This is a genomic window from Cytobacillus sp. FSL H8-0458, from assembly GCF_038002165.1.
In the GTDB taxonomy this organism is placed as follows: Bacteria; Bacillota; Bacilli; order Bacillales; family Cytobacillaceae; genus Cytobacillus.
In genome coordinates this window covers 573133-588998 of the sequence record NZ_JBBOBR010000001.1, presented here as the reverse complement: position 1 = coordinate 588998, position 15866 = coordinate 573133, and the positions used below count along the sequence as shown (strand labels likewise).

Below are 15866 nucleotides of genomic sequence, written 5' to 3'. Positions count from 1 at the left end.
ATTTCCCCTCTGATATTACTGGTGAGCTTTTGTCATTTATCGTTATACCCTCCAGCTGAAGTAATGAATTCGGTTACAAAAAAAGCACTTGTCATGGACAAGTACTTTTTAGAATATTAGTTAATCCAGTCATTCATTAATTTTTTGTATTCCACTTTTTCTTCTTCTTTGAAGAAAAGGCCAATTTCACGTTCTGCACTTACAGGTGAATCGGATCCATGGATTACATTTTTTCCAACTGTAATGCCAAAATCTCCGCGGATTGTTCCAGGAGCAGCATCTTTAGGATTTGTTGAACCCATCATCTGACGAGCAGTTGCGATAACATTTTCGCCTTCCCACACCATTGCGAAAACTGGTCCGGATGTAATAAAGTCAACAAGCTCTCCAAAGAACGGACGCTCTTTATGCTCTCCATAATGCTCTTCCGCAAGTTCCTGGCTAATGCTCATTAGCTTGCCGCCTACTAGCTGAAAGCCTTTCTTTTCGAAACGGGAAACGATTTCCCCGATTAAATTGCGCTGTACACCGTCTGGTTTAACCATTAAAAAAGTTCTTTCCATTGAATTCCACTCCTAAAACTTATGTATAGTTATAATGTTAATCCACGAAAATATTAACATTGCTTTGAAAATTTAGCAACAGAAATTTGAAAGCGCTTTTAATTTTAATTTCACAAAAACATAAATTGCCGGCACCCGGCAGGATGCTGGCAATTAGTACAGTACATTAAAATTTTCTTTTTCCTATAAATTTTGCAATATCCCTCAAAGCCTTCTTGGACCTGGAATGAGGCAGCTCTTCGAGAACCCTTAAGGCTTTCTGCAGATATTTATCACTAATTTGCAGAGATCTTTCAATAGCACCGGAGTCTTTGACCGAGGCAATTATGTTCTCTATATCACTTCGTTCAGTTCCTTCGTGGACTCTCTTGATTTGTTCGGAGATGCTAGGATCCTCCATGGCGAATAAAGCAGGAAGCGTAATGTTTCCCTGATGGAGATCTCCTCCTGCCGGCTTGCCAAGTTCTTTTTCTGTACCGACAAAATCAAGGACATCGTCAATGATCTGATAGGACATTCCCACATAATAGCCGAATTTAAAAAGTTTTTTATGTATATCTTCCTCTACATTAGCCGCAATTCCGCCAAGCTGACAGCTCACGGCAATCAGCATGGCTGTTTTCCTTTTAATTCTCCGGAAATATGTCCTGATATTCTGGTCATAGTTATACTTATCTTTAATTTGCTCTATTTCACCTATACACAGCTCTACAAGTGTATGAGAGAGAATTTTATGGGCATGCGGATTTTCGATATTTGTTATCAATTCCAGCGCACGCGCAAAGATATAATCACCGGTATACATGGCAATCTTATTATCCCATTTTGCCTTAATGGTGGGCTGTCCCCGGCGCAGTTCTGCATCATCAATAACATCATCATGGACAAGCGACGCCATATGGATAAGCTCCAGTGATACAGCTACGTTTTTAATTTTATCAATATCGTATTCTCCGAACTTTGCAGCCAGCAATACGAAGACTGGGCGGATTCTTTTCCCCCCGGCCTGCAGCAGATGCAGGGAAGCCTGATGCAATAGAGGAGACTCAGCTTTAATCGTCTCCTCTAGCTCGTTCTCTATAACATTTAAATCTGAATTTAAAAATGAATACATCATTTTCAATTTCATTGCTTACTCACCCAGCTTATCGATCCCGTCTGATCTATTCTCTATCTTCCATGAGAAACATACAGAACAAGTTATTATTTTTATTTCGTTCCAATGTGTACTGCAGCCACTCCGCCGCTATAAGGCTTGAATGTAACGTTTTTAAAGCCTGCTTCCTCGAACATTCCTGCAAGTTCTTTCATCCCGGGAAAGTCTCTCGCTGATTCCTGCAGCCAGGAATATTCATTAAAGCTTTTGGCAAAAAGCTTTCCGAACATAGGCATAATAAAACGGAAGTAGAAATAATATGCCTGCTTGTATCCGAACATTGTTGGCTGAGAAGTCTCCAGACACACTGCTAAACCCCCTGGCTTTACAACACGGTGCATTTCTTTTAACACCTGCAGATAATCCGGAACGTTGCGCAGACCAAAACCGATTGTAACATAATCGAAGGAATTGTCAGCAAAAGGAAGCTCCATTGCATTACCATGCACAAGCTCCACTTGCTTCAATTTCCGATCCTTGATTTTATCCTCGCCGATTTTCAGCATATTTTTGCTGAAATCCAAGCCTGTCACTTTTCCGTTATCACCCACGGCTTCAGCGAGCGCAATGGACCAATCGGCTGTACCGCAGCATACATCAAGAGCTTTTGCACCTTTTTGAACATTCATCTTTTTCATTGTATCTTTTCGCCATCTTAAATGCTGCTGAAAGCTGATAACCGAATTCATTTTATCGTAGTTGCCATAAATCTTCTCAAATACGCTATGGACACGTTCTTCTTTTGATTGCTGCATATTTTATCCTTCTTCCACAAAAGTTTTAGCCACAGACTGATTATTATTGAAAATGCAGTGAATACGCTGCTCTAAAAATTCATTTGCCATAGGGAATTTCAGCAGTGATTGATCGACAATATTCCTTGAAAAATCAATATACCTGTCGCAAATGAGAATCAGATATTTCCGCTGCTCAGCAGACATTTCTTTCACTTTTGGGAAGGTCAGTTTTTTAAGCGCTTCAAAAACAACTGAGGTGCCTTCCTTCATGAACTGCTGCTTCTCCATAATCAGACGCTTAATGAATAAAAGATTGGATATTACGTCTTTCCATGCTGCTTTGCTGAATGCATCAGCCAGCTTTTCAAAAAGTGCCGCCTCTATTTTCCTGACCGAATTCATCAGACTGTCGACCGCTTCTGGAGATTTTTGATATAGGGAAATTTTATGCTCATTTACATCTTTGATTCCATCTGCGAAGGCTCTGATCATTTTGATATCATCAAAAGCTGCGAGAATCTTGTAATATAATCCGCTGTAATAAACACCTGCAAGGACAGTAAGCTGTCTATGTTTAAGACCTTTGTCTTCAGATTCATCGTTCTTAACAAGTTCATGGGTATCAAGGGCGATTTGGATAAGCATTGCAGTTACTGCATATTTTTCTGCTTTTGAGTCAGGTATCTCCACATCATCGAGTAAAGAGATAAAAAGCAAAAGCTTGTCTTCATCAATAACAGGTGAATCAATATACCTGAGCAGATAAGGGTGGTTAACTTTTTTTTCAATCTGTTCTTTCACATCTGCTAATTTAATCTTCACATCATGCATGCCATCACCCTTGTTTCCCCTTAATTTTCTTTTCCCAACCGCTATTTCTCCATGTGAATACTGCGACAAAGAGAACGGATACAAAACGTTTTTCACATTCTTATCTATTTTTAGCCAATTCAATGTTTCCTATTAAATATAAAACGGGCAAAAAAAGCCTTTTACCCGGTATCTTGTATTCAAGAGAATTAATCAAGCAGAGACAATTATATCATAAATGACAGGATCATGTCAGGACATTATCTTATGAAAATATTCTGCCCTTCGATTCAAGGGGAAAGCTATTTCTTAGCCTCACTTTCGAGTTCTCCATAGCTTGTCATAATCCTTGCATTCCCCCTGATTTTAATCGCAGAAGTATGCTCCGTAAATTGCGCAATCATTACTTCTCCCTGGTCGAGTTTTTCTGAATGGTGGAATCTTGTATCAGAACCTCTTGTTAACCCTATGACATTAACACCGTCTTCTTTGGCTTTAATAACAATATAATCATTTCCTGATTGATTTTTCTTTTCCATTCATACCATCCTTTGCTTAATGTATGATTGATAATTATTTACAAAAAAAGGCTAAAAGTTTTATCTTTCAGCCTTTGACCTGTTTATTGCCTGAACTCATTCATGAACAGAGTCCATATTTATTGTTTTATCAGCGAAAGGACTTCTGCACGTGCTCTTGCATCCTCTGCAAACACGCCTCTTACTGCTGATGTCACCGTTTTTGAACCTGGCTTTTTAACTCCGCGCATTGTCATGCACATATGTTCTGCTTCCACAATAACCATTACACCATGCGGTTCAAGCTTTTCCAGGATGGAATTTGCTACAGTAGATGTAATGCGTTCCTGAAGCTGAGGACGTTTTGCAACTGCCTCTACAGCCCTGGCAAGTTTGCTTAAACCTGTTACCCTGCCATTCCGCGGGATGTATGCTACATGGGCAACACCAAAGAAAGGCACAAGATGATGTTCACACATAGAGTAGAATGGAATATCTTTAACTAAAACAAGTTCTTCATGGTCTTCGCCAAATACTGTTTCAAAGTATTCTTTAGGATCCTGGTTTAGCCCCATAAAAACTTCTTCATACATTTTTGCAACTCGCTTTGGTGTATCAAGCAGTCCTTCACGATTTGGATCTTCACCGATTGCTTCCAATATTAAACGCACCGCATCTTCTATCTGGGCACGATTTACCTCTGCCATAATTATGCCTCCTATGTATTAACACTGTGGTAATAATATGTTCATATTAGCATAACCCCCTCATTCAGGCAAAACTGAAACTTCTTTCTATGAGTAAAATAAAATACCTGAAATAGGGTGAATTTTCTGCTTTCTGAAGGCCTATAATGCAAAAAGAAAAAACCGCGAATATTTCGCGGTTTTTAGCTCAAGCATAAGCTTTAAGCACTTGTATGTAGATTATTTAACTGCATCTTTAAGCGCTTTGCCTGGTTTGAAAGCAGGAACTTTGCTTGCAGCGATTTCGATTTCTTCGCCAGTTTGCGGGTTGCGTCCTTTGCGGGCAGCACGTTCGCGAACTTCAAAGTTTCCGAAACCGATTAATTGTACCTTATCACCATTTTTCAAAGCATCAAGGATTGTATCGAAAACAGCATCAACCGCTTTAGTCGCGTCCTTTTTAGAAAGTTCGCCAGCCTCAGCAACTGCGTTAATTAGTTCTGTTTTGTTCATGCCTTTCACCTCCTCCCAAATATGGATAAAACCCAGTAAAATAAGATTCCTTACATACATTTGTAAACAAAATTACTGAATTCTATACGTTATGGCGTGTTTTTGTTTAACAAGCCTTATAATAAATGATAAATTGAAATTTTTCAATCCAAAAATCATTATAAACCCTTTAAAAATAAGGGTTTGGCCGCCATAACGGTAATTCTGTTAAAAGATTATCACAATCAAATGCTGTTATCAAGAATATTTCATGATTTAATGGGAATCTTTTCTTATTTGCAACATATTTGTAATACGCTGACCTGGTTTTATTACCCTTAACACGCAAGATAAAACATTATCTTATTAAATTGCAGGGTTTTCCACTTACTTTAAGGTATGGGGTCGGACTCAGAGCCTTGGATTCTTGCTTTTTCTGTCCGAAGTATGCCTGGGTTCAGACTCACAGCCCAGGATTCTTGCTTTTTCTGTCCAAAGTTGGCTTGGGTTCATTTAGCCGGCAAAAAAAAAAGACTCCAAAAGGAGCCTTCATTAAAGGATTATCGCAATTAATCCGCCAGAGCCTTCGTTAATGATTCTTTCTAAAGTCTCTTTGAGTTTATATCTTGCGTTTTCAGGCATTAGGGACAATTTTGCCTGAATTCCTTCTCTTACGATGGAGCTGAGGCTGCGTCCAAAAATGTCGGAGTTCCAGATTGAAAGCGGATCATCTTCAAAGTCCTGCATCAGGTAGCGGACGAGTTCTTCGCTTTGCTTTTCTGTTCCGATGATAGGAGAGAACTCAGATTCCACATCTACTTTTATCATATGAATAGATGGAGCGACAGCCTTAAGCCTTACACCAAAGCGTGATCCATGGCGTGTTATTTCAGGTTCATCGAGGCTCATATCAGCCAGTGATGGAGCAGCAATGCCGTAGCCGGTTTGCTTAACCATTCTCAGTGCATCGGAAATTTGGTCATACTCTGCTTTTGCATGGGCAAATTCCTGCATCAGCTCGAGCAAGTGGTCTTTTCCGCGGATTTCAACACCCACTATCTCTTTAAGGACCTCATCGTAAAGATCGTCTGGCGCATATAAGTCAATTTCGGCTACTCCCTGCCCCATTTCAATTCCTGCAAGGCCTGCCCTGTCAATGAATTCAAAGTCGCTGAATTGATGGACCACACGGTCAACATCTCTTAGCCTCTTAATATCCTTAACCGTTTCTTTAACAGCTTCCTGATAGCTTTCACGAAGCCAGTGATCTTCATGCAGCACCATTACCCAGCTCGGGAGATTCACATTTACTTCCAGTACCGGGAACTCGTAAAGAGCTTCACGCATAACATTTAATACATCCGATTCTCTCATGCCCTCTACGCTCATGGCCAGGACAGGGATATCATATTTTTCAGCAAGATCATTTCTAAGGGCATCCGTATTTGGGTGGTGAGGCTGGACGCTGTTAATGATCATGATAAACGGCTTGCCAACTTCCTTTAACTCCGCAATAACTCTTTCTTCAGCCTCAATATAGTTTGCACGCGGTATCTCCCCAATTGTTCCGTCTGTTGTAATCACCACTCCGATTGTAGAATGCTCCTGAATCACCTTTCTTGTTCCTATCTCAGCAGCTTCGTGAAAAGGAATCGGCTCTTCATACCATGGTGTATTAATCATTCTCGGGCCGTTTTCGTCTTCATAGCCCTTCGCTCCCGGTACTGTATATCCCACACAGTCCACAAGCCTGATATTTACATCCAGCCCTTCTGCTACATGAACTGTAGCAGCCTGGTTAGGAACAAATTTCGGTTCTGTGGTCATAATTGTCTTGCCGGCAGCACTTTGCGGAAGCTCATCCTGTGTGCGGGCACGTTCTGCTTCGTTCTCCATATTTGGCAGTACAACCAATTCCATGAACTTTTTTATAAATGTAGATTTGCCGGTGCGAACTGCGCCAACTACTCCGAAATATATATCGCCGCCAGTTCTTTCGGCAATATCTTTAAAAATATCAACCTTTTCCAAGTGATCCCCTCCTGAAATCTTGAGTTAATGGGATAATATTATCCTATCTATTATGTTTGGACATTATATGTGTATGATGTTGTCCTACATTGTTATGACAGTTTTTTTCTTTTTTACCCCCCTATCAGGAAAGTGCACTGCACCTGTCAGTCCGGCTGGAAATCTCCAATCCTATGACAGTCAGGAATGGACAGCAGGCCATTCCAAATTCCCTTTTTTTTTTACAAACTCCCCTGCTCTTTTATTTCTTTGCCTTTATGCTTTTAGTCATTAGTTGAAGAGTGGTTATAAAAGTATATAAAAAAATAACCCTTCTCCTACAATATATTTTGCAGGAGAAGGGTTATGACTATTTCACCAAAAAGATTGGATCATTTGTGCCGGGCTCAATCGTATAAGGCAGTGAATAGGCTGGAACAAAATCAGAATCCTCCACAAGAAGATCTCTAATATCCTTTCCAGGTTCAGGTTTGTTCTCCTTATTCTCCAATGCCTGATACAAATCAACCCGATAATCTACATATACCTCAGCGTTGCCGGTAACGACGTATGGAAGGCTCTGGCCGCTATAAGGACTGAGGGCTTTTGGCTCTTCCTTAAATCCTAATTTCTTAAAATCCATTGTATAAACATTTTCAGCAATTTGCTCTTTATATGGCGGGAATCCATGTGCCTTAACCCTCAGGTTAATATCCCTGATTGTTTCTGCAATTCTCAAATCAAAGATTTTCACTTTCGGATCTGTTTCTGCGTCAACAATCACATATTGAAAAACTCCGCCGGATTCAAAGGCATTTCCAGGCGGTTCTGCCATGTATTCCGGAGCAATTTTCTTGAAGTCAATTGGATACTTTTGATAGATAGGGGTTGTCTGGCTCTTAGTTTTAATCGGCAGAAGACCTCCATTTGCTTCCCTATATTGGTCCACTGCAGACTGTACAGACTGAATCTGATCCTTATAGGCTATCTGGTTTTGAGATAATTTTTCTTCAGGATACATACAGCCAGTCAGAATCAAAGCACCGCTTAGTAAAAGCAAAAACATGTTAAAAACTTTTTTCATGTAATCAACCCTTTATGTAAAAGTGCTAGCTGCTTGTCGGACCGCTGAACACGACAATCACTATAATAATTCCGCTTATTATCATTAAAAAGTAGGCAATAATAGCTGTTATAACCTTAAAAACTCCAGCTTTCAGCTTGTAGCGGCTAAGATAAATCAATATTATAGATAAAAACATGAATCCCATAGAAGCAAGCGATATCCACATTTTCATTAAAGCCGGCGACATACAAATCAACTCCCTTTTCCGAAATGTATTATACCATATTAAATGGATAAATCTAAAAGCTTTTCATCACGAAAAAAATGAAGTCAAAAAAAACTGAGGCAAAGAAGGGGCAATTCTTTACCTCAGCCATTTGACTAAATAACCCAGCACCCTGTTCATTACACTAGTTTGCTTCGTTGCATTGTATGCAGGAACCTGCTGTCTCGCATCATCTAATGCCTATATTTTTAAATTTATATAGATATCAGATTTTTTTATTCCCGCTTTGATCTTCCAAAACGTTCGCAAGATCTTCCATCTCATGTGTCTTTCCTCTTGCCATCAGAAGATCAACAGCATCCTTTGCATTAACATTATTAAAAAGGACATCATACAGAACAGTGGTAATTGGCATTTTCACGTCATATTTTTGAGCCAGCTGATGCGCTGCTTTTGTTGTTCTGACGCCCTCTACGACCATGCCCATATTATCCAGGACTTCCTGCAGATTATGCCCTTTTCCAAGAAGGTTGCCTGCTCTCCAATTGCGTGAATGGACGGAAGTACATGTAACGATCAAATCCCCAATTCCCGCTAATCCTGAGAAAGTAAGCGGACTTGCCCCCATCTTCATCCCGAGACGGGCAATTTCAGCAAGACCTCTCGTTATGAGGGCTGCCTTTGCATTGTCTCCATAACCTAAGCCATCTGTAATTCCGGCAGCAAGAGCAATGATATTTTTTAAAGCACCGCCAATTTCTACTCCAATGATATCAGGGTTGGTATATACTCTGAAATTGTTATTGATAAACAAATCCTGAATTTTTTCGGCAGCGTCCATATTTTTTGATGATACCGTAACAGTTGTCGGATGCCTGAGACTAACTTCTTCTGCATGGCTTGGGCCAGATAGGACAACTACACTGTCCAAAAGTTCTCCGGGCATTTCCTCTTCAATCATTTCAGATATCCTGAGAAGTGAATCAGGTTCAATTCCTTTACTTACGTGGACAATGGTTAGGGGCTCTCTTCTAATTCCCTTGATCTTCCCCATGACTTCACGAATGGCCTTTGTCGGTACTGCCAAAATCAGCGTGTCTGTTCCGGTTAAAGCCTCTTCAAGCGATGTGTATCCTTTTATTTCTGCAGGCAGCTGTATACCTGATAAATATTTTTGATTAGTATGGTGATTATTAATTTCCTCTATCTGATCAGGATTATGGCCCCACAGTCTGACATCATGCCCATTATCTGCTAGCACCATCGCCAGGGCAGTACCCCAGCTGCCGGCACCAGCTACAGCTACGCTTTCTTTTTTTCGCTCCATTTGATCACTGCCTTTTAATGTATTTGGGTGCATCAAAAATTCATCCGATTCAGCAGCCAGACACATTTATAAAGCTATCCGGCCGGAGTCATCGCATTATTTTCTTTCCCTTGCAAATATCTTAATAGGTGTGCCTTCAAAACCAAAAGCGTCCCTGATTCGGTTTTCCAGGAACCGTTCATAAGAAAAATGAAGAAGTTCAGGATCATTGACAAACACAACAAATGTCGGCGGCTTTACAGCAACCTGTGTTGTGTAATAAATTCTGAGGCGTCTTCCTTTATCTGTTGGCGTCGGATTCATTGCAACAGCATCCATTACAACATCATTCAGGACGCTTGTTTCAACACGCAAAGAATGATTTTCACTGGCTGTGTTAATCATTGGAATAAGTGTATGAATACGCTTTTTCGTTTTGGCGGAAAGGAAAACAACAGGTGCATAATCCAGGAATTGAAAATGCTCACGGATATTTTGTTCAAATGCCTTCATTGTTTTCTCATCTTTTTCAACAGCATCCCACTTATTGACAACAATAACAACAGCTCTGCCTGCTTCATGAGCATAACCGGCAATGCGCTTGTCCTGTTCAATGATTCCTTCTTCCCCATCAATGACCACCAGGACAACATCGGAACGTTCAATTGCCCTCAAAGCTCTTAGTACACTGTATTTTTCTGTTGTTTCATAAACTTTCCCTTTTTTTCGCATACCCGCAGTATCAATGATGACATATTCCTGTCCATCCACTTTGACCTTCGAGTCGATTGCATCTCTTGTGGTGCCTGCAATATTGCTGACAATGACCCGTTCTTCGCCAAGCATCGCGTTTACAAGGGAGGACTTCCCGACATTCGGGCGGCCAATTAATGAAAACTTAATGATATCTTCTCCATATTCACTTTGGCCATGTTTTGGGAAATGCTTGGCAGCTTCATCAAGCAAGTCTCCAAGACCAAGACCATGGGAACCTGAAATCGGAAACGGCTCACCAAAACCCAGTGCATAAAAGTCATAGATCAAATCCCGCATCTCAGGGTTATCGATTTTATTAACACCCAGAACTACAGGCTTTTTGGCTTTATATAATATTTTGGCAACTTCCTCATCTGCAGAAGTGACACCCTCTCTTCCGTTTACAAGAAAAATAATGACATCTGCTTCATCTATCGCAATTTCTGCCTGTAGACGAATTTGCTCTAAAAATGGCTCGTCCCCAATATCAATTCCGCCTGTATCAATAATATTAAAGTCATGAGTCAGCCATTCTGCAGAACTATAAATTCTGTCCCTGGTCACTCCCGGAATATCTTCGACAATTGATATCCGTTCTCCTACAATTCTGTTAAATATCGTTGATTTTCCAACGTTAGGACGCCCGACAATAGCCAAAACCGGTTTTGCCATGAACATCACCCTTTCAATTCTTTATTCTTAAATTGTTTTCAACTTTGCGTTTATGTTCCAGAAATGCCTTTACCTAAAGTAAGCATACAGATGGCTGTCCACAATAACACAACATTGATGTTAAAACCATCCAAACCGCTTTACATTTATAAAATAAACCCTTCTCAAAGATAGAAGGGTCTAACTTAGATATTTTAACAAAGAGAAACCTTCCTAGCAATAGGAAAAGCGGAAGGCGCCCGCTTATCAAGGAACGCAGACTAAAATCGCCACGTCCTGTGGCAACGTCTGCATGACCCGCATCCTCCTAAAAGCTGTCGCTTTTAGTCGTGCGATGTTTATGGTGACGTAGCCTTCCTTGTCCTGCGGGCCTCAAGCATAAGAAGAGCCCTGCAAGAAGGTGTTCTTTTCTTCTGGAAGGGATTGGCTAGTCTTTCGTCCCTAGGAGCCGCAACAAGACAAGCTTCTGACCTCGAGCCGATGGCGCCTGGAGCTAGACAGTTATCGAAGTTTAAAGATATAATTTATGTTTTATTAAAACTTGGAAGCCCCATTAATGCTTAACAATTACATATAGTTCTTCTGTTAAAGCATGGGCAATTCCGTCAAGAATCGCTTCAAGATTGGCTGCGATGATTTCCATTTCTTTTTTATCTTCACAATGGAAAACGGCAGTTCCTGAAGGTATCTTGGATGGATTTGTTGTAATTGCAGCCAGTATGTATTTTTCAAGCACCATACGCTAACTTCCTTTCCCATTCGTTTGCCGTTCAGTGGGCATCCTGATTGCATTTTCGAGTGTCGGGACCGCTTCGATGACTTTTAGGGCTTTATTAATATCCTTTTCCTGGGGCAATACAAATACTCCTACACGCCCATCATCCAGATCTCTTTTCGCCAGCGGAACAAGCGCAGGAGTTCCGGAATCCCGGTAAACACCCAAAGCAGTAGAAACATCATGCAATATAGCCTGCCTCTGCCCAAGATTTGCAATAGTGGAGCGGGCATTGAAATTTTTAGGTTTTAAAATAAATCCCATCCCATATCGCAGCACTTCCTCTTGTCTATCGGGCAAACCTATATTCATTATATAAATATTGTCAACATACAAGCCCGCTCCATCAAAACGCGGCTCCACAAACTCAACATCAACGATTTCCTTCAGCCTTCCCCCAGACATTAATTTTTTGGAAATAACTACGGCCAGAATGGCTGCTGCAAGTCCTCCCCATATATTAAATACCAGAAAGCCAAGCGTACTTAATAAAGATGTGAAAATCACAAGATAATTCCTGCTTTCGAAGGCGATTGCCACTCCTTCTATATACGTTTTGCCTCTGGGAACCATCTCGTAGCTGTCCAGTTCTGTGAGCGTGTTTCTTTCCATGTTTCTGACTTCTCTAAACTGGGATGCAGCAAGGGTCAGGAAGGTAATAGCTGTAAATTCTTCCTCCATTATTGAAGGGATTGCCACCGTTCCAAGACCTGCAGCAATGAATCCCAGTGCAACGTGTATAATTTTCCCATGCAAGTATGTAGGGTATTGACGGTAATCGGTCCGCAGCATATAAATACGGGTCAAGGTTCCAGCTGCCAGACCAAAAAGTATCGGGTACGTATATTCACTCATGATAATTTTTGTTTCTCCCTTTCAAAATGTTTAAAGTTGGCTTCTATATATTTGACCGCCCAATGCACTGCAATCCATACGACGGATATGGAAACAGAGATTGCCATGATATCCAGAAAGGCCAATGATCCAATAGTGTACGGAAAGGAAAATCTATTAAGAATAAATGCATACAGAACTTCCCCCTGGATGCCCCCAAGCAATATTAACGGCAGTCTGAGCATTCTGTTTTTTTGCAGGAGTACAGCCATATAAACCAGAAGGACTGAAAGCATCCATTCCCTGGGGAAAATCACCCAAACAGGATCAAACAGTTCAAAAAGGTGAAATGTGACATAGGCCATCATCAGGATGAATGTGCAAAAAAGGAAATAAAGTTTGCTCAGTTCTTTTAGTCTCCCGGCAAAAATATATAGGGATACAAGCAGAAAAAGGCCAGCGATACCAATATTAAAATTGAAGATATTAAGTGTCCAGGGTGACAGCATAATGAAGAGTAAGATCCACGCAGACAATAAAAACCTGTATTTATTAGTTCGTTCCATAAAAAAAGTCGCCATAATCCAAACCATCCAGGATATCCAATAGAAAATTAATCCTTCCATCCTCTACCTCCTATCATTTCCATTATGGCTACTTCGTATGTAAATTAACCCTGCAAGTTCAAAAGCATTATGAAATGGAATCCCAGCTGTCTTTTTGCATAATTCTCTTGCGCTCACTTCATCTTAATAATATGGAGGTGTTATATATGGGCAAAGACAGACAGGAAAAAAAGCTGAAGAACAGCGGAAAAGTCGAATCCGATCGTGACCAGGCACTTCATTATCCCGGAGCTTCTAAAATGCAGAGCCCCGAAGAAGCCAGATCTCTGAATGATTCAAAATACAGTTAAAGCAGAAAAGCTGCAGTGCCTTGCTATGCACTGAAGCCAGAAAGAGAAAATAGCTCTCGTCAAATGACGAGAGCTATTTTGGGATGGTCCGCCTGGAATATGCTTTTGTATCAATTCCGCGTTCATTCAGCCAATGATGGGTCCTTCCATCAATGATAATTGGAGACTGCTGGAGTGCCGCAATGCTTTCTGCCCCCAAGGCAGTCATAATCATCTTCAATTCAGAATGAATATTGTTAATCTCTTCAATAAGTGCCTCAAGTCCTTCTTTCATTAGAACCTTTAAAAAGAATCCAGCCATCCCAGCAGCTCCAGCACCAAGAGCAATTGCCTTTGCTATTTCATGGCTTGTACGGATGCCACCGGAAGCAATGACAGCCATGCCTGCTTCCAAAGATGCAGTTTCTGCAATGGAGACAGCTGTAGGGATTCCCCACTCATCGAAAAACGATAACAGTCTATCTCTTCTTGCATTTTCAATACGGGAGAAATTTGTTCCGCCAAATCCGCCGATATCAATTGCAGTAACACCGGCTGATGCAAGCATTGAAGCTGTTTCTTTATTTATGCCAAACCCGACTTCCTTTACTACTACTGGAACTTCGGAATGGGAGACGATATTTTCAATTCTTTTTAATGCACCGCGAAAATCCCGGTCCCCTTCAGGCATGGTCAATTCCTGGACAGTATTTAAATGAATTTGCAGTGCATCTGCTTCAATCATATCAACTGCTGCTTTTGCCTGATCGATTGTAGCTTCGCTTCCTAAGTTGCCAAAAATAATTCCTCGGGGGTTTTCTCTTCTGACAACCCTGTAGGATTCTGCTTCACTGGGGTCCTTAAGTGCAGACATCTGAGACCCTACTGCCATTGCAAGGCCTGTTGATTTGGCAGCCAAGGCAAGATCCCGGTTAATTTGAACCGTTCTTTCTCCCCCGCCACCTGTCATGGCATTTATAAAAATTGGCGAACTTAATGAAAGTTCGCCAATTGAAGTGCCTAAATCTGCCTGATCAAGAAACGCATCAGGAAGGCTTTGATGAATAAAAACAATATCCGCTAAACCGGTATTGCTGCTTTGGCCTGTTGCTAAAGCATGCTGGATATGATCCCATTTACGTTTTGATCTGGACACAATTTATCACCATTACTTTTTTAAATTCTTTAGCTGATCGCCAATCATATCACCAAGCGAGAAGCCTTTAGTTTCTTCAGGAAGTTCATAGTCAGTCACTTCTTCCTGCTCTTTTTCAAGAAGATCTTTGATGCTCAATGACAGGCGCTGATCCTGTTCGTTCACATCAAGAACCTTCACTTTCACTTCCTGTCCTTCGCTTAGAACTTCATGAGGAGTTCCGATATGTTTATGTGCAATTTGAGAAATATGGACAAGTCCTTCAACACCCGGGAAAACTTCAACAAATGCTCCATAGGAAACGAGTCTTCTTACTGTTCCATCAAGAGTGCTGCCTTTAGGAGCCTTCTCGCTGATATTATCCCATGGTCCAGGCAGAGTCTCCTTAATGGATAGAGAAATGCGTTCATTGTCACGGTCAACGCTTAATACTTTCACTTTCACTTTTTGGCCTTCCTCGACAACATCTGAAGGCTTTTCTACATGCTCATAGGATAGCTGGGAAATATGGACAAGCCCATCGATTCCGCCGATATCAACAAATGCTCCAAAGTCAGTAATTCTTTGAACTGTTCCATCTAGAACCTGACCTGCCTGAAGGGACTCCAGCACTTGATGTTTCTGCTTGCCTTTTTCTTCCTCAATTACAGCACGATGGGAAAGAATCAGGCGATTTTTATCTTTATCAAGCTCAACAATTTTAAATGTCATCGTTTTGCCTTTATAATCAGTAAAATCTTCAACAAAATGAGCTTCAACCAGGGAAGCAGGAACAAATCCGCGAACACCCAGGTCTACTACTAATCCGCCTTTAACTACATCTTTTATTTCTGCTTCAAAAACTTCACCCTCATTGAATTTCTTTTCGAGAGTTTCCCATGATTTACCGGCATCAACTTTACGTTTTGAAAGAATAAGGGCATCTTCCTCGACTTTTAAAACCTCAAGCTCGAGTTCATCTCCTTCTGATACCGCATCGCCAGCTTTTTCAATGTGCAGGCTTGAAAGCTCGCTGATTGGGATAATCCCATCTAGTTTGCTGTCAGCAAGGTCAACAATGACTTGCTTTTCTTCAACCTTGGTAACTTGGCCTTTAACCTTGTCACCCACCTCAAAATTTTTAACTTCTACTTGATTCATTTCCTCTGACATATGTATTCCTCCTTAATCCAATGGCTGCTTTCAAATTTTTAATCTGTATTCAACTG

Annotated in this window: 18 protein-coding genes; 1 reads left to right on the top strand and 17 read right to left on the bottom strand. The window is 40.9% G+C overall.

All coding sequences use genetic code 11. The features are described 5' to 3' along the window. Positions 1-116: 116 nt before the first annotated feature. From ndk to NYE23_RS02890, 15 genes are all read right to left on the bottom strand, one after another. Positions 117-563, bottom strand: a complete 447-nt coding sequence (gene ndk, locus NYE23_RS02960) for a nucleoside-diphosphate kinase (protein ID WP_035330143.1) — start codon at positions 561-563, stop codon at positions 117-119. 166 nt (positions 564-729) lie between these two features. Then, the gene (gene hepT, locus NYE23_RS02955) at positions 730-1692 is read right to left on the bottom strand and encodes a heptaprenyl diphosphate synthase component II (protein WP_341075326.1); all 963 of its coding nucleotides are present in this window, start codon (positions 1690-1692) and stop codon (positions 730-732) included. Between the two features lie 80 nt (positions 1693-1772). Beyond that, positions 1773-2474 (bottom strand): demethylmenaquinone methyltransferase, encoded by a 702-nt coding sequence (gene menG / locus NYE23_RS02950; protein ID WP_341075325.1) that lies wholly within the window; start codon positions 2472-2474, stop codon positions 1773-1775. 3 nt (positions 2475-2477) lie between these two features. Next, a complete protein-coding gene (locus NYE23_RS02945) occupies positions 2478-3410 on the bottom strand; it encodes a heptaprenyl diphosphate synthase component 1 (RefSeq protein ID WP_341075323.1) in 933 nt (310 codons plus the stop codon). Positions 3411-3568: 158 nt separating this feature from the next. Then, the gene (mtrB, locus tag NYE23_RS02940; protein ID WP_341075322.1) at positions 3569-3805 is read right to left on the bottom strand and encodes a trp RNA-binding attenuation protein MtrB; all 237 of its coding nucleotides are present in this window, start codon (positions 3803-3805) and stop codon (positions 3569-3571) included. Between the two features lie 119 nt (positions 3806-3924). Next, positions 3925-4491 carry a GTP cyclohydrolase I FolE gene (gene folE / locus NYE23_RS02935; RefSeq protein WP_341075320.1) on the bottom strand — a complete coding sequence of 189 codons (567 nt, stop codon included), beginning with the start codon at positions 4489-4491 and terminating at the stop codon, positions 3925-3927. Between the two features lie 219 nt (positions 4492-4710). Then, positions 4711-4983 carry a non-specific DNA-binding protein Hbs gene (hbs, locus tag NYE23_RS02930; RefSeq protein WP_009332755.1) on the bottom strand — a complete coding sequence of 91 codons (273 nt, stop codon included), beginning with the start codon at positions 4981-4983 and terminating at the stop codon, positions 4711-4713. A gap of 531 nt (positions 4984-5514) precedes the next feature. After that, on the bottom strand, positions 5515-6993 hold the full coding sequence (spoIVA, locus tag NYE23_RS02925; RefSeq protein WP_341075319.1) for a stage IV sporulation protein A: 1479 nt from the start codon (positions 6991-6993) through the stop codon (positions 5515-5517). A gap of 349 nt (positions 6994-7342) precedes the next feature. Then, entirely contained in the window at positions 7343-8056 is a 714-nt protein-coding gene (locus NYE23_RS02920; RefSeq protein ID WP_341075317.1) for a hypothetical protein, read from the bottom strand. A gap of 25 nt (positions 8057-8081) precedes the next feature. Then, on the bottom strand, positions 8082-8285 hold the full coding sequence (locus tag NYE23_RS02915; protein WP_341075315.1) for a DUF2768 domain-containing protein: 204 nt from the start codon (positions 8283-8285) through the stop codon (positions 8082-8084). Between the two features lie 244 nt (positions 8286-8529). Next, the gene (locus NYE23_RS02910) at positions 8530-9591 is read right to left on the bottom strand and encodes an NAD(P)H-dependent glycerol-3-phosphate dehydrogenase (RefSeq protein WP_341080584.1); all 1062 of its coding nucleotides are present in this window, start codon (positions 9589-9591) and stop codon (positions 8530-8532) included. A gap of 96 nt (positions 9592-9687) precedes the next feature. Next, the gene (gene der, locus NYE23_RS02905; RefSeq protein WP_341075314.1) at positions 9688-10998 is read right to left on the bottom strand and encodes a ribosome biogenesis GTPase Der; all 1311 of its coding nucleotides are present in this window, start codon (positions 10996-10998) and stop codon (positions 9688-9690) included. 553 nt (positions 10999-11551) lie between these two features. Continuing rightward, positions 11552-11737: a capping complex subunit for YIEGIA gene (locus tag NYE23_RS02900; RefSeq protein ID WP_048008161.1), complete on the bottom strand. Its 186-nt coding sequence runs from the start codon at positions 11735-11737 to the stop codon at positions 11552-11554. A 3-nt stretch (positions 11738-11740) separates the two neighbouring features. Further along, entirely contained in the window at positions 11741-12628 is an 888-nt protein-coding gene (locus tag NYE23_RS02895; RefSeq protein WP_341075312.1) for a YIEGIA family protein, read from the bottom strand. Further along, on the bottom strand, positions 12625-13233 hold the full coding sequence (locus NYE23_RS02890) for a YphA family membrane protein (RefSeq protein ID WP_341075310.1): 609 nt from the start codon (positions 13231-13233) through the stop codon (positions 12625-12627). The genes NYE23_RS02895 and NYE23_RS02890 overlap by 4 nt, the downstream gene beginning before the upstream one ends. 146 nt (positions 13234-13379) lie before the next feature. Between NYE23_RS02890 and NYE23_RS02885 the strand changes: the two genes are divergently transcribed. Beyond that, on the top strand, positions 13380-13523 hold the full coding sequence (locus tag NYE23_RS02885; protein WP_082138921.1) for a YpzI family protein: 144 nt from the start codon (positions 13380-13382) through the stop codon (positions 13521-13523). A 73-nt stretch (positions 13524-13596) separates the two neighbouring features. Here the strand turns inward: NYE23_RS02885 and fni are convergent, their stop codons facing one another. Both fni and rpsA read right to left on the bottom strand, forming a co-directional pair. Continuing rightward, the gene (gene fni, locus NYE23_RS02880; protein WP_341075309.1) at positions 13597-14658 is read right to left on the bottom strand and encodes a type 2 isopentenyl-diphosphate Delta-isomerase; all 1062 of its coding nucleotides are present in this window, start codon (positions 14656-14658) and stop codon (positions 13597-13599) included. 12 nt (positions 14659-14670) lie between these two features. Beyond that, a complete protein-coding gene (gene rpsA / locus NYE23_RS02875) occupies positions 14671-15810 on the bottom strand; it encodes a 30S ribosomal protein S1 (RefSeq protein WP_341075307.1) in 1140 nt (379 codons plus the stop codon). Positions 15811-15866: the final 56 nt, after the last annotated feature.